Below are 18,959 nucleotides of genomic sequence, written 5' to 3' on the forward strand. Positions count from 1 at the left end.
CGTGGCGAGCGGCGGCGCGCGTGACGTAGAGTGCCGGGCATCCCTCGAGCGCACGGGCGAGGCGACCGCGTGCATCGCGTAGTCTGAACCCGAACTCGAACGTTGTGGCCCACGTGGGGCCGACCCTGACACTGGAGGCGGCATGAGCGACCGCGACGGCGCTGCGCACGACGGCGACAGCACCCAGTCCTGGGGCCAGGACTACCAGCAGCAGCTCGCATCGATGCTCTCGGGCGTGGGTGCCGACGAGCAGGAGGCGATCGCGGCGCTGCCCTCGGGCTCCGCGCTGCTCATCGTGCGCCGCGGTCCCGACGTCGGGGCGCGCTTCCTGCTCGACCAGGACGTCACGGTGGCCGGGCGCCACCCCGACGCCGACATCTTCCTCGACGACGTGACGGTGTCGCGTCGTCACGCGGAGTTCGCCCGCTCCGGCCGGGCGTTCGAGGTCCGCGACCTCGGCTCGCTGAACGGCACGTACTCGGGTGGCGAGCGCGTCGAGCGCGCTCCGCTGCGCGACGGCACCGAGGTGCAGGTCGGCAAGTTCCGTCTCACGTTCTACGCGTCGCGACACGATCTCGGCCACGGGGCATGAGCGCGCAGGCCGCGTCGCGCTCGTCCGCCCGCAGCCAGACGACGCTCCTCTCCATCGGCCAGGTGCTCGCGCGCCTGACCCCCGAGTTCCCCGACCTCGCACCGTCGAAGCTGCGCTTCCTCGAGGATCAGGGGCTCGTCGCGCCGTCGCGCACGCCCAGCGGCTACCGCAAGTTCTCGGCGGCCGACGTCGAGCGGGTGCGCTACGTGCTCACGCTGCAGCGCGACCACTACCTGCCGCTCAAGGTCATCCTCGGGCATCTCGAGCAGGTGGATGCGGGCGAGGCGGAGCCCTTCGTCGCCGGCAACGTCGTGTCGGAGGGGCCGAGCATCCTGCGCGTCGATCGCCGGCTGCAGCGGCGTGAGCTCGAGTCGACGACCGGCGCCTCCCGCACGCTCGTGCAGGAGGCCATCGCGGCGAGCCTCGTGCCCGCCGCCGAGCCGTACGACGAGCAGGCCGTGCGGGTGGTGCGCGCGCTGGTCGAGCTGCAGCGCTTCGGCATCGAGCCCCGGCACCTGCGCGGCATGCGCGCCTCGGCCGAGCGCGAGGCCGCGCTCATCGAGTCGGCCGTGCGGCCCGTGCTGGGCAGGCGCGGCGAGGGCAAGCCGAGGGCGGCGGAGGCCGCCCGCGACATCGCGGGGCAGATCGCCTCGATCCGCGAGGTGCTCGGTCGCGATGCGATCGAGCGCGTCACCCGCTGAGGGCTCGCGCACGATCCATCGGCCCATCGTCGGGGGTCGGGCGTAGACTCGGGCGCGAAGAGCCCGACACGCCGGGTCGACATGCCCGATGGCGACGCTCCGGCTCTCTAGGCTTCGAGATGAAGGTTCAACTCCTGCTTGAAGGTTTGAGAAGGGCGCCATGATGGCCGAGAACGAGACGACACCCCGATACGACTCGGGGCTGCTGTTCACCGACGGCCTGCCCGACGATGTCGACGTGCAGGGCTACCGCGGCGCCGACGCCGTGAAGGCGGCGGGCATCACGTACCGCCAGCTCGACTACTGGGCGCGCACCGACCTCGTCGTCCCCAGCATCCGCAACGCGAGCGGATCCGGCTCGCAGCGCCTCTACGCATTCCGCGACATCCTCGTGCTCAAGCTCGTCAAGCGCCTGCTCGACACCGGCATCTCGCTGCAGCAGATCCGCGTCGCGGTCGCGAGCCTGCGTCACGAGGGCGTCGGCGACCTCGCCCAGGTGCGGCTCGTCTCCGACGGAGCGAGCGTCTACCTCGTCACGAGCGCCGACGAGGTCATGGATCTCCTCGACCGCGGCCAGGGCGTGTTCGCCATCGCCGTCGGCACCGTCGTCCGCGAGGTCCAGTCCGAGCTCATCGAGCTCGACACGACGCCCGTCGAGCCCGTCATGGACGAGCTCGCCGCCCGTCGCGCCGCACGCACGCGCGCATCCTGACCTACGCTCCGAACGCGAGAGGCGCCCACCATCCGGTGGGCGCCTCTCGCGTTCGGTCGGGGTGCGTCAGTCGCGACGCTCCTCCTGCAGGTCCTCGCCGGTCGCCTCCGCCTCGGCATCCTCGACGGATGCGGCGCTCGAGGCGTCGATCGCGGCGGTCGGCGCGGGGATGCGGCCGCCGGCGGCTGCCTCGTCGCCGCTCGTCGACGACGCGTCGAGCACGCGCTGCAGCAGCTCGTCGAACTGCAGCGCCATCTCCTGCGCGCCCTCGCCGGGCCACACGTGCAGCGGACGGGCTGCGCCCTGCGCCTGCTGCATCGACGTGCGCTCGGGCAGGATCGTCTCGAGCACGAGCGGCCCGAACATGTCCTTGAGCTCCTGGATGCGGTACTGGTGCTCGAGCGACTGCGGGCGTGCGCGGTTCACGACGATGCCCAGTGGCTGGAGGCGCGGGCTGAGGCCTCGGCGGATCTCCTCGATCGCGCGGAGCGCGCGGTCGGCGGCGGCGACGGAGAACAGGCCGGGCTCGGTGACGACCATGACGCGGTCGGATGCGGCCCACGCCGTGCGCGTGAGCGCGTTCAGGCTCGGCGCGCAGTCGATGAGCACGAGGTCGTACTCGGTCTCGAGCGTCGCGAGCGCCGTCTCGAGCCGCCAGATCTCCTTGACCGTGGGGTGCGGGCCGTCGAAGTTGATCGCCGAGGGGCTGCCGATGAGCACGTCGATCGTGCCGCCGTGGCCCTCCGTCCAGCCGGACGGGGCGATCGCCTGGCGCACGACCTTGTCGCGCGGGTTGCCGAGGACGTCGGCCACGTTGAGACGGCCCTGCACGTCGATGTCCATGCCGGTCGATGCGTCCGACTGGGGGTCGAGGTCGACCACGAGGGTGCGGAGGCCCTTCGCGAACGCGGCCGAGGCGAGGCCGAGGGTGACGGTCGTCTTGCCGACGCCGCCCTTCAGGGAGCTGATGGAGAGGACGTGCACGGTACGCGAGCCTACCCCGACTACTGTGGGATGACGCGCTGGCAGGCCCCTTCCGAACGATCCCCAGGGAGACCCATGTTCCGCAAGCTCCTCGTCGCGAACCGAGGCGAGATCGCCATCCGTGCCTTCCGCGCCGCCAACGAGCTCGGCATCCGCACGGTCGCCGTGTATGCGCACGAGGATCGGAACTCGCTGCACTGCCAGAAGGCCGACGAGGCGTACCAGGTCGGCGAGCCCGGCCATCCGGTGCGCGCGTACCTCGACGTCGACGACATCGTGCGGGTCGCGAAGGAGGCGGGCGCCGACGCCATCTACCCGGGGTACGGCTTCCTCTCCGAGAACCCCCGTCTCGCGACGGCCGCGGCCGAGGCGGGCATCACGTTCGTGGGCCCGCCCGCCAAGGTGCTCGCGTCGGCGGGCAACAAGGTGACGGCGAAGGAGCAGGCGATCGCCGCGGGCGTGCCCGTGCTGCGCTCCACGCCCGCGTCGAACGACCTCGACGCGCTGCTCGCCGGCGCCGACGAGATCGGCTTCCCCGTCTTCTGCAAGGCCGTCGCGGGCGGCGGCGGCCGCGGCATGCGCCTCGTGCAGACGCGCGACGAGCTGCGCCCGGCGCTCGAGGCGGCCATGCGCGAGGCCGACTCGGCCTTCGGCGACCCGACGATGTTCATCGAGCAGGCCGTCGTGCGCCCGCGCCACATCGAGGTGCAGATCCTCGCCGACACCACGGGCGAGACCGTGCACCTGTTCGAGCGCGACTGCTCGGTGCAGCGCCGGCACCAGAAGGTCGTCGAGCTCGCGCCCGCGCCGAACCTGTCGGAGGAGAAGCGCGCCGAGCTCTATCGCGACGCCGTCGCCTTCGCGCGCTCGATCGACTACGTCAACGCCGGCACGGTGGAGTTCCTGCTCGACACGGCGGGCGACCGCGCGGGCGAGCACGTCTTCATCGAGATGAACCCGCGCATCCAGGTCGAGCACACCGTGACCGAGGAGGTCACCGACGTCGACCTCGTGCAGTCGCAGATCCGCATCGCAGCCGGCGAGACGCTCGCCGACCTCGGCCTCACGCAGGACGAGATCTCGATGCACGGCTTCGCGCTGCAGTGCCGCGTCACGACCGAGGACCCCGCAGACGGATTCCGGCCCGACACGGGGCGCATCACCGCCTACCGCTCGCCCGGCGGCGCAGGCGTGCGCCTCGACGGCGGCACGATCAACCCGGGCGCCGAGATCAGCCCGCACTTCGACTCGATGCTCGCGAAGGTCACGTGCCGCGGGCGCGACCTCGCCTCGGCCATCGCGCGCTCGCACCGCGCGGTGAGCGAGTTCCGCATCCGCGGCGTCGCGACGAACATCCCCTTCCTCCTCAACCTGCTCGACGACCCGCAGTTCCGCGCAGGCGACGTGTCGACGCACTTCATCGAGGAGCACCCCGAGCTCACGCGCATCACGCCGTCGCGCGACCGCGCGTCGAAGGTGCTGTCGTGGCTCGCCGACGTCACGGTCAACACGCCGAACGGGTCGGCGGACGGCGTCATCCAGCCGTCGCTCAAGCTGCCGGCCGTCGACCTCGAGGTCCCGGCTCCCGACGGCGCGCGGCAGCGGCTGCAGACGCTCGGCCCCGTGGCGTTCGCGAAGGCGCTGCGCGACCAGACGGCGCTCGCCGTCACCGACACGACCTTCCGCGACGCCCACCAGTCGCTGCTCGCGACCCGCGTGCGCACCGCCGACCTCGTCGCCGTCGCGCCGCACGTCGCGCGCCTGACACCGCAGCTGCTCTCGGTCGAGGCGTGGGGCGGCGCGACGTACGACGTCGCGCTGCGCTTCCTCGGCGAGGACCCGTGGGAGCGCCTCGCGGTGCTGCGCGAGGCCATGCCGAACCTGCCCATCCAGATGCTGCTGCGCGGTCGCAACACCGTGGGGTACACGCCGTACCCGACCGAGGTCACGACCGCGTTCGTCGACGAGGCCGCGCGCACGGGCATCGACGTCTTCCGCATCTTCGACGCGCTGAACGACGTCGACCAGATGCGCCCGGCGATCGACGCCGTCCTCGAGACCGGCACGACGGTCGCCGAGGTCGCGTTCTGCTACTCGGGCGACATGCTCGACCCGGCCGAGGACCTCTACACGCTCGACTACTACCTGCGCCTCGCCGCTCGCATCGTCGACGCCGGAGCGCACGTCCTCGCGATCAAGGACATGGCGGGTCTGCTGCGCGCCGGCGCCGCGTCCACGCTCGTGTCGGCCCTCCGCTCCGAGTTCGACGTGCCCGTGCACCTGCACACGCACGACACGGCGGGCGGCCAGCTCGCGACGCTGCTCGCCGCCTCGGCGGCCGGCGTCGACGCCGTCGACGTCGCATCCGCCGCCATGGCCGGCACCACGAGCCAGCCGCCGATGTCGGCGCTCGTGGCGGCGATCGCGCACACCGAGCGCGACACGGGCCTCGACCTGCAGGCCGTGAGCGACCTCGAGCCGTACTGGGAGGCCGTGCGCCGCCTGTACAAGCCGTTCGAGTCCGGCCTCCCGGGCCCCACGGGGCGCGTCTACAAGCACGAGATCCCCGGCGGGCAGCTGTCGAACCTGCGGCAGCAGGCGATCGCCCTCGGCCTCGCGGACGACTTCGAGCGCATCGAGGACTGGTACGCCGAGGCGAGCCGCATCCTCGGCCGCCCCACCAAGGTGACGCCGTCGTCGAAGGTCGTCGGCGACCTCGCGCTGCAGCTCGTCGCGCAGGACGTCGACCCGGCCGACTTCGAGGAGAACCCGGGCAGGTACGACATCCCCGACTCCGTCATCGGCTTCATGGCGGGCGAGCTCGGCGACCTGCCGGGCGGGTGGCCCGAGCCCTTCCGCACGAAGGTGCTCGAGGGCCGCACGGTCAAGATCGGCGTCACCGAGCTCACCGACGAGCAGCGCGCGTCGCTCGTCGAGCCCGGCGTCGACCGGCAGCAGGCGCTCAACGCACTGCTGTTCCCCGGGCCGACCAAGGAGTTCCACGCCATGCGCGACGAGTACGGCGACCTCTCGGTCGTCGACACGATCGACTTCCTCTACGGCATGCAGCCCGGCGAGGAGCACCGCGTCGGCATCGGCACGGGCGTCACGCTGAACGTCGCGCTCGAGGCCATCGGGCAGCCCGGCGACGACGGCATGGTCACGGTCATGACGGTGCTGAACGGCCAGCTGCGGCCCGTGTACGTGCGCGACCGCTCGGTGAAGGTCGAGAAGGCCGCGGCCGAGAAGGCCGATGCGTCGCAGCCCGGCCACGTCGCCGCGCCCTTCGCGGGCGCCGTGACGGTCACGGTCGCCGAGGGCGACGAGGTCGCCGTCGGTCAGCCCGTCGCGACCATCGAGGCCATGAAGATGGAGGCGGCCATCACGGCGCAGGTCGCCGGCACGGTGCAGCGCCTCGCGATCCAGGGCACGCGCGCCGTGGAGGCGGGTGACCTGATCGCGGTGATCGCATGATCGAGGTCGAGCTCGCGATCGTCGGCTCCGGCAGCGGCAACGCCATCGTGGGCGCCGAGTGGGCGGGGCGCGCCGTCGCCATCGTCGACGAGGCGCCCGCGTTCGGCGGCACGTGCCTCAACCGGGGATGCATCCCGACGAAGATGCTCATCCACCCTGCCGACGTCGTCGAGGCCGTGCGGCACGGTGCCCGCATCGGCGTCTCCGGCACGGCGCACGCCGACTGGCACGCGGTGCAGGAGCGCGTCTTCGGTCGCATCGACGGCAACGCGGCGGCGAGCGAGCGGTGGCGGCTCGGGCAGGAGTCCGTGCACGTCGTGCGCGAGCACGTGCACCTCGAGGACGCCCGCACCCTCGTGACGGCGTCGGGCGAGCGCATCCGCGCCGAGCGGCTCGTGATCGCCGCGGGCTCGCGGCCGCGCGACATCCCCGGCGTCGACCCTGCGCTCGTGCACACCTCCGACACCATCATGCGCGTGCCCGAGCTGCCCTCGTCGCTCGTCGTGGTGGGCGGTGGCGCCATCGCGGTCGAGCTCGCGCACGTGCTGAGCGCGTTCGGCGTCGAGATCACGCTCGTGCTGCGCGGCGACCGCGTGCTCTCGGCCGAGGACGAGGCGGTCTCGGACCTCGCGACCGCCGCGGCCGCCGACCGCTGGACGGTGCTGCGCGGCCGCACGGTCGTCGGCGTCGAGGCGACGAGCGGCGGGCGCCGGGTGACGCTCGACGACGGCTCGACGCTCGATGCCGGCCTCGTGCTGAACGCCACGGGCCGCGTGCCCAACGCCGACGCGCTCGGCGCCGCCGCGCTGTTCGACACGCACGACGACGGCCGACTCGTGACCGACGCGCAGATGCGCGTCCTCGCTGGCGGCGAGGTCGTCGAGGGGGTCTACGCGCTCGGCGACGTCACGAGCGCGCACCAGCTGAAGCACGTCGCCAACCATCAGGCGCGCGTCGTGCGCGACAACCTCCGCGGCCGTGCCACCGAGGACGTCCTCGCGCCGATCCCGCAGGCGATCTTCGGGCATCCCGAGGTCGCGTCCTTCGGCGTGCGTGGCCAGGATGCGCCGAGCGACGCCATCGTCGTCGACCGCGCGTTCGGCACGACGGCCTACGGATGGGCGATGGAGGACGAGTCGTCGTTCGCGCGACTCGTCGTCGCGCGCGACGGCACGATCCTCGGCGCCCACGTCGCGGGCCCGAGCGCCGCGATCCTCATCCAGCCGCTCGTGCTCGCCGCGAGCGAGGGGCGCACGGTGCACGGCCTGGCGCGCAGCCTCTACTGGCCGCATCCCGCATTGACCGAGGTGATCGAGAACGCGCTGCTCGACGCCGAGAAGGAGCTCTCCCGATGACCGTCCGTGAGATCCGCGTGTTCGGCGATCCGGTGCTGCGCACCCCCGGCGAGCCCGTCGACCCCGCCGACCCCGCGACGCGGCAGCTCGTCGACGACCTCGTCGAGACCGTGCGGCTGCCCGGTCGCGCCGGCGTCGCCGCCTGCCAGATCGGCGTCGCGGCGCGCGCGTTCAGCTACAACGTCGACGGCGACGTCGGCTACGTGCTGAACCCCGTGCTCGTCGAGGTGCGCGGCGAACCTGAGCTCGTCGACGAGGGCTGCCTCTCGGTGCCCGGCCTCGGCTACCCGACGCCGAGGCATCCGTGGGCGCGCGTCGAGGGCGTCGACCTCGACGGCGCACCCGTGGTGCTCGAGGGCGAGGGGCTCATGGCGCAGATGCTGCAGCACGAGTGCGCGCACCTCGACGGTCGCCTGTACGTGCAGACGCTCGAGAAGGCGACGCGCGCGCAGGCGATGGCCGACATCCGCGCGTCCGCCTGGTTCTGATCGCCCACGCGGCGCAGACGACGAACGCCCCGGCGACCGCTCGGTCGCCGGGGCGTCGTCGTCTGCGGTCCGGCTACGGCACCGAGACGCCGAAGGACTCGTCGGAGTAGAGCCGCTCGATCTCGTCGGAGAAGTCCGCGGTGATGTTGTGGCGCTTGATCGACATCTTCGGGGTGAGGTGGCCGTTCGCCTCGGTGAAGTCGACGGGCAGGATGACGAACTTGCGCACGCCCTCGGCGCGCGAGACCTGCGCGTTGCCGTGCTGGACGGCGCGCGTGACCTCGGCGACGACGGCCTCGTTCGTCACGGCGTCCTCGACGCGCATCGACTCGTCGAGGCCGTTGTTGCGCAGCCACGTGGGGAGCATCTCGGTGTCGAGGGTCACGAGCGCGCCGACGAAGGGGCGCTGGTCGCCGACCGCGACGACCTGGCCGACGATGAGGTTCGAGCGGATGGGGTCCTCGAGCGACGTCGGCGCGACGTTCTTGCCGCCGGCGGTCACCATGATCTCCTTCTTGCGACCCGTGATCCTGAGGTAGCCGTCGGCGTCGAGCTCGCCGATGTCGCCCGTCTTGAACCAGGCGCCGTCGAACGACTCCGCCGTCGCCTCCGGGTTGTTCCAGTACTCCCTGAAGACCGCGATGCCCGTGATCTGCACCTCGCCGCCCTCGCCGATGCGGACGCCGTTGCCGGGCAGCACAGGGCCGACGGTGCCGATCTTGAACTTGTCCGGCCGGTTGACGGTCGCGGGGGCCGTCGTCTCGGTGAGGCCGTAGCCCTCGAGGATGCGGATGCCCAGCGAGCGGTAGAAGTGGCCGAGGAACGTCGACAGCGGTGCCGAGCCGGAGACGGCGTAGCGCACGCGTCCGCCGAGGGCGGCCTTCAGCTTCGAGTAGACGAGCACGTCGAAGACGCGGAACTGCAGCGCGAGGGCCAGGGGCACCTTGCCCGCGTCGACGGCCTTCGAGTGCGCGACGGCGACCTCGGCGGCCTTGCGGAAGATCTTGCCCTTGCCGCCGGCCTCGGCCTTCTGCTCGGAGACGTTGAAGACCTTCTCGAACACGCGCGGCACGGCGAGGAGGAAGGTGGGGGAGAACGACGTCATCGACTCGACGAGCTTCTTCGTGTCGGGCTGGTGGCCGACCTTGACGCCCGCGGTGACCGCGAGGGCCGCGATGAAGCGGGCGAAGACGTGCGCCGTCGTGATGAACAGCAGCGTCGAGGCTCCGGGCGCGACGACCTCCTTGAGGTCGATCGCCGCGTTGCGCGACAGCTCGACGAAGTTCGCGTTCGTCAGCACCACGCCCTTGGGGCGGCCGGTCGAGCCCGACGTGTAGATGAGGGTCGCGACGTCGTCGGCGTTCGCGATGCGGCTGCGGCGCTCGATCTCCTCGTCGGGCACGTCGACGCCCTTCGCGACGAGGTCGTCGAGGTGACCGGAGTCGATGCGCCACACGTCGCCGATCGCGGGCAGGTCGCCCTGCACCTCGTCGAGACGCGCGAGCATCTCGGCGGTCTCGACGATGACGCGCGTCGCACCCGAGTCGGACAGGATCCACTGGATCTGGCTCGGCGCGCTCGTCTCGTAGACGGGGACGAGGATGGCGCCCGCGAACCATGCGGCGAAGTCGATGAGCGTCCACTCGTAGCGCACGCGCGACATGATGCCGATGCGGTCGCCGGGCTCGACGCCCGCGGCCACGAGGCCCTTCGCGAGCGCCACGACCTGCGCGTGGAACTCGCGCGTCGAGATGTCACGCCATCCGGCACCCTCCGGCACGGCGAACAGGGGCGCGTCGGGCGTCGTCGTCAGGCGGTCGCGCAGCAGGTCGCACGTGTTCGCGTTCGGATCGGGCTCGACGAGCACGGGTCGGATCTGGCCGGCGTCGGTCACGGTGGCTCCTTCGGCTCCGTACGTGAGGGCTCGTCACGATCCTAGGGTGCGAGGCCCCGCCGACGGGGGACGGCGAGGGCGTGGCGCTCGCGCAGGACGCGAGCGGCGTGCTCGGTCCACTCCTCCTCGATGGCGATGGTCGAGGCGGCGTCGCCGCGCCACGCGACCCAGTGCTCGATGATCTGGCTCAGCCCGCGCTCGACGGGCCGCACGGCCTCGAGCAGATGCTCGTAGTCGAGCAGGCCCTCGCCGAGGCGCGCGCCCGCGTAGGTGAAGCCGACCCAGCCCTCGGCGCGCGAGAACCCGAAGTCCTTGACGTGCACGTTGGTCGTGAGGGCCGCGCAGCGCTCGACGACGTCGCGCGGATGCTCGAGCGCGGCGACGGGGTTCGCGGGATCGAGGCAGATGCCGACGGCCGGATGCCCGACGCGCTCGACGACGTCGACGAGCGTCGCGGTCGGCACCTGCTCGTACGTCTCGAGCGCGAGACGCACGCCGGCTGCCGCGTACGCGTCCGCGATGGCGCGCAGCAGCGTCACCGCTTCGTCCGGCGACGGCCGGTGGTCGCCGGACGTGAGCATCGAGCGGACGACGGGCGATCCGAGCGCGACCGCGACGTCGAGGAGGTGGAGGAGGTGGGCGGTCGCGATGCCGCGCGTGCCCACCTCCAGCGCGATGCCGAGCGCGTCGGCGCGATCGCGGAGCGCGTGGAGCTCGTCGGGCGACGCGGCCTCGAGCGGCGGGTGGTCGCAGATCTGCAGCACACCGAGCTCGAGGCGCGCGGCGTCGTCGAGCACGTCGTCGAGCGTCATGGGGCGCTCGGCGTGCTCCGAGAGACGCCACGTGTACGCGTACGTGCTGATGCCGATGCGCGGGATCACGGTCGAGCCGCGTCAGCCGAGGGACGGCACGAGCAGCACCTTGCCGGCGTCGCCCGTGAGCAGCTCGATCGCCTCGTCGGCCTGCGAGAGCGGCAGGCGGTGCGTGATGATCCACTCGAGGTCGACGCGGCCGGATCCGACGAGCAGGAGCAGCTGCTCCCACGTGTCCCAGAGGCGTCGACCGAAGATGCCGCGCAGCGTGATGCCGCGCTTGTTGATCTGCGAGGCGATCTCGAGCTCGGCGGGCTGGCTGGGGTGGCCGACCGTCACGATCGTGCCCTCGTGGCGCAGCGACTCGAGCAGCGGGCCCATCACGCCGCGCACGCCCGAGACCTCGAACGCCGCGTCGAAGCCGCCGCGGTGGCCAGCGAGGTCGCGGCAGAGCTCGACGACGTGCGCGCCGGGCGCGACGGCCGTCGCGCCGATCGACTCGGCCTGCCCCCTGCGGAACGGGTTCGGCTCGACGACGACGACGTTCGCGGCGCCGAGCGCTCGCGCGATCTGCGCCGTGAACAGCCCCACGGGGCCTGCGCCGTTCACGAGCACGTTCTGGCCGGCGACGTCGCCGCCTGCGCGCTGGATGGCATGCATCCCCACGCCCGCGCCCTCGAGGAGGGCGGCGGCCTCGAGGGAGATGGAGTCGGGCACCGGCACGCAGACCTGCGCGGGCACGATCGCCTGCTCGGCGAAGAGGCCGTCGACGTGCATGCCGACGATGCGCGTGCGCGGGCACGTGTGGGCCGTGCCGGTGCGGCACTCGAAGCAGCGACCGCAGGCGATGTGGCTCTCGAACGCGACGCGATCGCCGGCCGCGAGGCCCTCGACGCCGTCGCCGACGGCGACGACGGTGCCCGAGCCCTCGTGGCCGAGGACGACGGGCGGCGCGAGGCGGAAGGCCTGCGCGGACGGCGTCCACTCGTGCAGCTCGCGGTCGGTGCCGCACAGGGATGCGGCGGCGACGTCGACGAGCACCTCGCCGACGCCGGGCTCGCCGATCGTCCAGTCCTCTCGGTAGGCGAAGCCGGGGGCGGGGGCGGGCTTGATGACGGCTCTCATGCGTGCTCTCCAGGGGTGAGGCCTGCGAATCGCCGCAGGACGTCGGTGGGGCCGACCTGGCCGCCCTTCAGCAGCACGCGGCAGCCCGCTGCATCGGAGGCGTCGTCGGTGCGGCAGATGGGTCCGACGAGCACGAAGAGCTCGTCGACGCGCACCTCGCGCGCGCCGAGCGCGACGAGGGCGTGGCTCGAGGTGTCGCCACCGCAGATCGCGAGGTCGCGGGTGCGGCCGGCTCGCACCATGCGGCCGGCGAGCCTGCCGATGAGCCCGCCGACGTCGGCGGCGGAGGCGGTGGATGCGCGCAGGCGCGCATCGTCGCCCCCGCGGGCGGTGTGCGCGACGACGTGGCGGCCGGCGCTCAGGGCGGCCTCGACGGCGCGGCTCCAGTCGGCGTTGGCCTCCGACGCCGCGTCGCCGAACGCCTCGGCGGGGATGGCGACCTCGACGAAGCCGGCGGCGAGCGCGTCGTCGAGCTGCGCAGCCGTCGTCGACGAGGCGGATGCGCTGACGACGAGCACGGGACCGGAGGGCGCGGTCGTCGCCGGTGCGACGCGCGTCTCGCGGTGCAGGGCGCGCGCGAGCGCGGCCATGATGCCGCCGGAGCCGACGACGAGCGCGGGGGCGGGGCCGCGGTCGGCGTCGTCGAGCAGGCGCTGGGCGATCGCGTCCATGTGCGCCGGCGTCACGGCGTCGACGACGACGGCGGGTGCGTCGCTCGCGGCGAGCGTCGCCCACGCATCCCGCAGCCGCTCGGCCGACTCGAGCTCCGGCAGGTGCAGGCCGGGGACGACGGGGGAGCCGGGCAGCTGCTCCTGCAGCACGAGCCGCAGGTCGGCCTCGCGCATGGGCGTCGAGGGATGCGTCGCCATGACGGGGTGCCTGTCGAGGCGATGCACGGCGCCCGCGTGCCTGCCGAAGTGCTGGCTGAAGGCGGTGTGGCGGCCGAACTCGGGCTGCGCGGGCACGACGGGCACGGCGCCGCGACCCGGCCACGTCGCGCGCATCGCGTCGATGCTCGCGCCGATGGAGCCGATCGTCGGCGAGGAGTCGAACGTCGAGCACACCTTGTCGAGCACGACGCGCAGCTCGCGCTCGGCGAGCGCTGCGAAGCCTCGCGTCGCCTCCGCATGCAGCGCGGTCGCGTCGAGCGAGCGCAGGGGGCCGGCGATGCCGACGACGTCGACGTCGTCGGGCAGGGGGTGCGCGGCGTCGAGCACGAGCGCCGCGTCGAGGCCCTCGGCGTACGCCTGCGCGAGCACGTCGGCCGCGCCCGTGAGGTCGTCGGCGACGAAGCCGATCGTGGCTCGCCCGCTCATGCGGCGGCGCCGAACGTGCCGAGGGCGCGGGCGAGCGTCGTGTCGCCGACGGCGGCGAGCCTGGCGCCCGCGTCGTCGAGCGGCTCGCCCGCGACGGCGGCCGCCCACGCGGCACGCAGGCTGCGCACGCCCGCAGCGGGTCCATCGGGGTGGCCGATGACGCCGCCGCCCGCGAGCATGAGCACGTCGTCGTTGCCGATCGCCGCGAACGTGGGATGCGGCGAGCGCACCGTCTGCGCCGACGAGAGGGTCGGCACGGGTCCCGCGGTCGACCCGAGCGGCGTCTGGAGCGCTCGGATGGAGTCGACGACCTCGTCGTCGCGCTCCGAGAACTTGCTGCCGAGCCCGCTCGCATGCAGGTGGTCGGCGCCCGCGAGCCGCGCGAGCACCTGCCAGGCACGGTACGAGACGCCGAGCCCCGGGTGGCGCATCGATGCCGACAGGCCCGCCCGGTGCCCGTGGATCGGCACGCTCGCGAACGAGCGCAGGTGCTCGAGCCCGGGGATGCCCATGACGGGGATCGCGAGCATGACGCAGCCGGTGCCCGCGGCGACCGCGAGGTCGTGCCGCCGCTCGAGGTTCGCGACGTCGCCCGTGATGTTGGCGGCGTACAGCGCGCGACGTCCCGTCGTCTGCGACGCTCGATCGATCTCCTCGCCCGCGATGCGCACGCGCGTCGCGAGGGGGAGGTAGCCGGGGTCGGTCATGAGCTCGTCGTCCTTCACGAGGTCGATGCCGGCGCCGACGAGCGCGCGCACGACGGCGCGGAACCCGTCGGCGTCGAGGCCGACGTTCGGCTTCACGATCGTGCCGACCATCGCTCCCGTGGCACCGCCGAGCACCGTACGCGTGCCCTCGACGCCGAACGCGGGGCCCGCGTGGGCCGCGATGAGCTCGTCGGGCAGGTCGAGCGCCTCGAGCCTGCATGCGAAGAGGTCCGCGAGCTCGAACAGGTTGCCCGCGACGGTCGTCTGGATGGTCGCGAGGTCGGCGCCGACCGTCTCCATGGGGAACTCGACGACGATGCGCGCGGCCGTGACGTGCTCGGGGCTCGTGCGCGACGGGAGGGAGGGCGCCGTGCGCCCCAGCTCCTCGAGCGACACGACCTCCGCGCCGTGTCGCTGGCGCAGCGCGTCCGTCTCCCCGGCGATCCGCACGAACGTGCCGCTCGACTGCTCGCCGGCGAGCAGCGCGGCGGCGCGCTCGGGCTCGACGGCCTCGATGCGGTACGTGGCTCGGATGCGTCGTGGGTCGCGCATGGGTGCTCCTCGCATGCCGTGGGTGGGTGGATGGCGGTCAGTCGTTCACGGAGTCGGCGACGGCGTCGCGGAACTCCTTCGACCTCGACCCCTTGGCGATGCCGCCCTGCCTGCGCATGACCCAGCCTGCCGTGAGCGGTGCGAGCACCGCCGTCACGAGCACGGCGGTCGCTGCCTGCGCCGTCGCGGCGCCCACGAGGGGCTCGAGGCTCGGGTCGGCTGCCGCGACGGCCGCGGGCACCGCGACGGCGTTGCCCGCCGTCGTGCCCGCTGCGAAGCCGATGCCGCTCTGGCCGCCGCGCTTCAGCACGTATCGGTAGCCGAGGTAGGTGAGGCCGCCGGTGAGGACGACGACGAGCACGCCCATGGCGACGCCCGTGAGGCCGCCCGTGAGCACCGTGAGGAAGGAGATGCCCGTGCCGACGGAGAACGACATGAAGGGGATGACGATCGAGGGCACGTGCTCGAGCACCTCGGTCCACTCGCGGTCGAGGCGACCGATGACGAGGCCGATGACGAACGGCACGATCGCCGCGACGATCGCGAGGAAGGGGATGTCGCCGAGGCCGGAGGCGCCGAGGAAGATGAGCGCGAGGAAGGGGCCGTCGTCGAGCGCGGAGGCGATGTAGGCGCCGCGGTCGCGCGAGTCGCCGTACTGGCTGGCGAACGCGAGCCAGAGCCCGCCGTTCGAGTTGCCGAACACGGCGATGAGGCCGAGGACCGAGATGCCGAGGATGCCGTCGATGCCGACGACGAGGCCGAGCACGACGGCGAGCGTGATGGGCACGAGCGTCTTCGCGACGAGCACGACGAGCGTGGTGCCCGCTGCGGCCGCACCCGTGCGCGAGCCGGTGATCTGGGCGCCGGTCGAGACGATGAGCAGGCCGATGAGCACGAGCGTGCCGTCGCGGAAGAGCGCCGTCGTGAAGCTGCCGATGCCGAGGGCGTCGGGGATGAGGTTGGCCGCGAGCACGCCGAGGACGAGCGGCACGATCACGAGCCCGCCGGGGATCCGGCTGAGCGACCTGAACATCGGGAGGAGGGAGGCTCGCTCCATGGGGGGCTGCGTCATTGCGTGCTCCGTGTCTCGGGGACGACCATTGTCCGTACGAAAGATACGGACAACAATGGGGCAGGATGGGCCGAGGGTCAAGCGACACGCGGCCCGCGCGTCGGATCTAGGCTGAGAGGCCCATCGCGACGACGAGGAGGCGGGATGCTGGGCGAGCTCGCTGGCACGCCGCTCGACCGCGGCGGCGCGCCGCTGCACGAGCAGCTGCGTCGACGCGTCGCGTCCGCCATCGCGTCGGGGGCGCTCGAGGCAGGCGCCGCGCTGCCCACCGAGCAGGAGCTGCAGGACGCCCTCGGCGTCTCCCGCTCGGTGGTGCGCCAGGCGCTCGCGGCCCTCGCCGCCAGCGGTGCGATCGAGCGCCGCCGCGGCCGCGGCAGCGTCGTCGCCGCCCGCCGCACCCTCCACCGCAGCGCCGAGCGCGCCGGCGGACTCCTCCAGCACGTCGAGGGGCAGGGGTCGTCGCTGCGCACGCGCGTGCTCGCGCTCGAGCAGCGCACCCTCGCCGGCGACCTCGCCGCCGAGCTCGGCGCCACCGACGCGTGGGCGCTCGACCGCATCCGCTCGGTCGACGGCAGCCCCGCCGTCGCGGGCGAGACCCTCTTCCCCCGCGACCGCTTCCCGCATCCCACGGTCGAGGCGCTCACCGACGCGTCGCTGCTCGACTGGATGCGCTCGCAGGGTGCCGAGCCCGTCGGTGGCCCCCGCAGGCTCCGCGCCGCGCCTGCCGACGCACGCGTCGCGGGGCTGCTCGACGTCGAGCCGGGCACGCCGCTGCTGCTGCTCGAGGGCGTGACGGAGGACGCCTCGGGCAGCGTCCTCGAGCGCTTCTCGCTGTGGCACGCACCCGAGACGGTCTTCGACGTCGCCGCGCGCGTGCGCGACGACGCGCGCGATGCGGCGATCGCCGACATCCGCGAGCGCCTCGCCGCCCTGCAGGGCGCCGTCGCGCGGCTCGACGGGTGACGTCGCGCGCCGCCGCGGACGGCGACGGCCTCTGGCTAGAGTGGTGCGCCGGGGGTGGTCGCCGATGTTCAACTGGCTGCTGAAGCACTGGATCGTGGGGCCGTACATCCTCACCGTGTTCCGCCCGTGGATCAAGGGCATGGAGCACATCCCCGCCACGGGCCCCGTCATCATCGCCGGCAACCACCTGTCGTTCATCGACTCCGTGCTCATGCCGCTCGTCGTGCGCCGTCGCGTCTACTTCCTCGCGAAGTCCGAGTACTTCACGGGGCGGGGTCTGAAGGGCGCCTTCGTGCGCTGGTTCTTCCTCGCCTCCGGGCAGCTGCCCATCGACCGGTCGGGCGGCAAGGCGAGCGAGGCGAGCCTCGAGTCGGGCCTGCGGGTGCTCGCCCGCGGCGACGTGCTCGGCATCTACCCGGAGGGCACGCGCAGCCCCGACGGCAAGCTGTACCGCGGCCGCACGGGCATCGCCCGCATGGTGCTCGAGGGCCAGGTGCCCGTCGTGCCGTGCGTCATGATCGGCACCGAGCAGATCATGCCGACCGGCACGTTCATGCCGAAGGTGGGCCGCGTGGGCATCGTCTTCGGCGAGCCGCTCGACTTCTCGCGCTACTACGGGCTCGACACCGATCGCTTCGTGCTGCGCTCCGTCACCGACGAGATCATGTACGCGCTCGCGCGGCTGAGCGACCAGGAGTACGTCGACGTCTACGCCTCGAGCGCCAAGGCGAAGCGCACCGACGCCCGGCCGACGCCCGCGCGCCCGGCCGCGGAGGCCGCATCCGCCTGACCTCGAGCGGTCGCGGCGAGGCACGCGCGCACGCGTAGACTCGACCCTCGTGACCACCGCACTCGTGAGCCCCGATCCGACCGTCGTCGCAGGGCTCGACGCCTATCGCTCGCTGCCCATCAAGCAGCAGCCGAGCTGGCCGAGCGAGGATGCGATCGCAGCCGTGCGCCAGGAGCTCTCGACGCTGCCGCCGCTCGTCTTCGCGGGCGAGGTCGACATGCTGCGCGATCGGCTCGCCTCGGCGGCGGCCGGGCAGGCGTTCGTGCTGCAGGGCGGCGACTGCGCCGAGACCTTCGCGGGTGCGACGGCCGACCAGATCCGCAACCGCGTGAAGACGATCCTGCAGATGTCGGTCGTGCTGACGTACGGCGCGGCGATGCCCGTCGTGAAGATGGGCCGCATGGCGGGCCAGTTCGCGAAGCCCCGCTCGAGCGACCTCGAGACCCGTGAGGGCGTCACGCTGCCCGCCTACCGCGGCGACATCGTCAACGGCTACGACTTCACGCCCGAGTCGCGCGCCGCCGACCCGCAGCGCATCCTCCGCGGCTACCACATGGCCGCGTCGACCCTGAACCTCGTGCGCGCCTTCACGCAGGGTGGCTTCGCCGACCTGCGCGAGGTGCACTCCTGGAACAAGGGCTTCGCGAAGAACCCGGCCAACGCGCGCTACGAGGCCCTCGCGGGCGAGATCGACCGCGCCATCCGGTTCATGGAGGCGGCGGGCGCCAACTTCGACGAGCTGCGCGCCGTCGAGTTCTACACGGGCCACGAGGGCCTGCTCATGGACTACGAGCGCCCGATGACGCGCGTCGACTCCCGCACGGGGCTCGCCTACGACACGTCGAGCCACTTCCAGTGGATCGGCGAGCGCACGCGCGAGATCGACGGCGCGCACGTCGACTTCTTCTCGCGCGTCCGCAATCCCATCGGGGTGAAGCTCGGCCCGACGACCACGGCCGACGACATGGAGCGACTCGTCGACCGCCTCGACCCCGAGCGCGAGCCCGGGCGCCTCACGTTCATCACCCGCATGGGCGCCGGTCGCATCCGCGACGCGCTGCCCGCCCTGCTCGAGGCGTCGAAGTCGCTCGAGTCGACGCCCGTGTGGATCACCGACCCCATGCACGGCAACGGCATCACGACGCGCAACGGCTACAAGTCGCGCCGCTTCGACGACGTCGTCGACGAGGTGCGCGGCTTCTTCGAGGCGCACCGCGAGGCCGGCACGTTCCCGGGCGGCCTGCACGTCGAGCTCACGGGCGACGACGTCACCGAGTGCCTCGGAGGCTCGGAGCGGATCGACGAGGCGGCCCTCGAGAGCCGCTACGAGTCGCTCTGCGACCCGCGCCTCAACCACATGCAGTCGCTCGAGCTCGCGTTCCTCGTCGCCGAGGAGCTGCGCGCCATCTCCTGAGGCTGGGA

16 protein-coding genes are annotated in these 18,959 nt (G+C 72.8%); 9 read left to right on the forward strand and 7 right to left on the reverse strand.

All coding sequences use genetic code 11. The features are described from left to right. Nucleotides 1-142: 142 nt before the first annotated feature. The 3 genes from ACFQPP_RS04600 (at nt 143) to ACFQPP_RS04610 (ending at nt 2,005) form a co-directional block, all read left to right on the forward strand. Nucleotides 143-592: an FHA domain-containing protein gene (locus ACFQPP_RS04600; RefSeq protein ID WP_376915377.1), complete on the forward strand. Its 450-nt coding sequence runs from the start codon at nt 143-145 to the stop codon at nt 590-592. Continuing rightward, nucleotides 589-1,293, forward strand: a complete 705-nt coding sequence (locus ACFQPP_RS04605; RefSeq protein ID WP_376915378.1) for a MerR family transcriptional regulator — start codon at nt 589-591, stop codon at nt 1,291-1,293. The genes ACFQPP_RS04600 and ACFQPP_RS04605 overlap by 4 nt, the downstream gene beginning before the upstream one ends. A 160-nt stretch (nt 1,294-1,453) precedes the next feature. Further along, nucleotides 1,454-2,005: a MerR family transcriptional regulator gene (locus ACFQPP_RS04610; protein ID WP_376915379.1), complete on the forward strand. Its 552-nt coding sequence runs from the start codon at nt 1,454-1,456 to the stop codon at nt 2,003-2,005. Between the two features lie 66 nt (nt 2,006-2,071). Here the strand turns inward: ACFQPP_RS04610 and ACFQPP_RS04615 are convergent, their stop codons facing one another. Beyond that, nucleotides 2,072-2,989 (reverse strand): ParA family protein, encoded by a 918-nt coding sequence (locus tag ACFQPP_RS04615; RefSeq protein ID WP_376915380.1) that lies wholly within the window; start codon nt 2,987-2,989, stop codon nt 2,072-2,074. Between the two features lie 75 nt (nt 2,990-3,064). Here ACFQPP_RS04615 and ACFQPP_RS04620 point away from each other — a divergent pair, with 75 nt between their 5' ends. From ACFQPP_RS04620 to ACFQPP_RS04630, 3 genes are read left to right on the forward strand one after another with little or no spacing between them, the layout of a single operon-like run. Then, nucleotides 3,065-6,463: a pyruvate carboxylase gene (locus ACFQPP_RS04620; protein WP_376915381.1), complete on the forward strand. Its 3,399-nt coding sequence runs from the start codon at nt 3,065-3,067 to the stop codon at nt 6,461-6,463. Then, nucleotides 6,460-7,818, forward strand: a complete 1,359-nt coding sequence (locus tag ACFQPP_RS04625) for an FAD-dependent oxidoreductase (protein ID WP_376915382.1) — start codon at nt 6,460-6,462, stop codon at nt 7,816-7,818. The genes ACFQPP_RS04620 and ACFQPP_RS04625 overlap by 4 nt, the downstream gene beginning before the upstream one ends. Beyond that, nucleotides 7,815-8,306 (forward strand): peptide deformylase, encoded by a 492-nt coding sequence (locus ACFQPP_RS04630; protein WP_376915383.1) that lies wholly within the window; start codon nt 7,815-7,817, stop codon nt 8,304-8,306. Before ACFQPP_RS04625 ends, ACFQPP_RS04630 begins: the two co-directional genes overlap by 4 nt. A 73-nt stretch (nt 8,307-8,379) precedes the next feature. On the opposite strand, the gene ACFQPP_RS04635 is transcribed toward ACFQPP_RS04630, so the two are convergent. The 6 genes from ACFQPP_RS04635 to ACFQPP_RS04660 are packed head-to-tail and all read right to left on the reverse strand — an operon-like array spanning nt 8,380 to nt 15,745. Beyond that, the gene (locus ACFQPP_RS04635; protein ID WP_376915384.1) at nt 8,380-10,200 is read right to left on the reverse strand and encodes an AMP-dependent synthetase/ligase; all 1,821 of its coding nucleotides are present in this window, start codon (nt 10,198-10,200) and stop codon (nt 8,380-8,382) included. A 41-nt stretch (nt 10,201-10,241) separates the two neighbouring features. Continuing rightward, the gene (locus ACFQPP_RS04640; RefSeq protein ID WP_376915385.1) at nt 10,242-11,081 is read right to left on the reverse strand and encodes a sugar phosphate isomerase/epimerase family protein; all 840 of its coding nucleotides are present in this window, start codon (nt 11,079-11,081) and stop codon (nt 10,242-10,244) included. Nucleotides 11,082-11,093: 12 nt separating this feature from the next. Further along, the gene (locus ACFQPP_RS04645; RefSeq protein ID WP_376915386.1) at nt 11,094-12,137 is read right to left on the reverse strand and encodes an alcohol dehydrogenase catalytic domain-containing protein; all 1,044 of its coding nucleotides are present in this window, start codon (nt 12,135-12,137) and stop codon (nt 11,094-11,096) included. Beyond that, nucleotides 12,134-13,453: a four-carbon acid sugar kinase family protein gene (locus ACFQPP_RS04650; RefSeq protein ID WP_376915387.1), complete on the reverse strand. Its 1,320-nt coding sequence runs from the start codon at nt 13,451-13,453 to the stop codon at nt 12,134-12,136. Before ACFQPP_RS04650 ends, ACFQPP_RS04645 begins: the two co-directional genes overlap by 4 nt. Then, nucleotides 13,450-14,712 carry a RuBisCO large subunit C-terminal-like domain-containing protein gene (locus ACFQPP_RS04655; RefSeq protein ID WP_376915388.1) on the reverse strand — a complete coding sequence of 421 codons (1,263 nt, stop codon included), beginning with the start codon at nt 14,710-14,712 and terminating at the stop codon, nt 13,450-13,452. The genes ACFQPP_RS04650 and ACFQPP_RS04655 overlap by 4 nt, the downstream gene beginning before the upstream one ends. Nucleotides 14,713-14,749: 37 nt before the next feature. Further along, nucleotides 14,750-15,745: a 2-keto-3-deoxygluconate permease gene (locus ACFQPP_RS04660; protein WP_376915389.1), complete on the reverse strand. Its 996-nt coding sequence runs from the start codon at nt 15,743-15,745 to the stop codon at nt 14,750-14,752. 183 nt (nt 15,746-15,928) lie between these two features. Between ACFQPP_RS04660 and ACFQPP_RS04665 the strand changes: the two genes are divergently transcribed. The 3 genes from ACFQPP_RS04665 (at nt 15,929) to ACFQPP_RS04675 (ending at nt 18,951) form a co-directional block, all read left to right on the forward strand. Next, complete coding sequence (locus ACFQPP_RS04665; RefSeq protein ID WP_376915390.1) at nt 15,929-16,747, forward strand: GntR family transcriptional regulator; 819 nt, start codon at nt 15,929-15,931, stop codon at nt 16,745-16,747. 64 nt (nt 16,748-16,811) lie between these two features. Beyond that, the gene (locus ACFQPP_RS04670) at nt 16,812-17,537 is read left to right on the forward strand and encodes a lysophospholipid acyltransferase family protein (RefSeq protein WP_376916750.1); all 726 of its coding nucleotides are present in this window, start codon (nt 16,812-16,814) and stop codon (nt 17,535-17,537) included. A 49-nt stretch (nt 17,538-17,586) separates the two neighbouring features. Beyond that, nucleotides 17,587-18,951, forward strand: a complete 1,365-nt coding sequence (locus tag ACFQPP_RS04675) for a class II 3-deoxy-7-phosphoheptulonate synthase (protein WP_376915391.1) — start codon at nt 17,587-17,589, stop codon at nt 18,949-18,951. Nucleotides 18,952-18,959: the final 8 nt, after the last annotated feature.

Origin of the sequence: Agrococcus sp. GCM10030265 (assembly GCF_042666675.1) — a bacterium.
GTDB lineage: Bacteria > Actinomycetota > Actinomycetes > Actinomycetales > Microbacteriaceae > Agrococcus.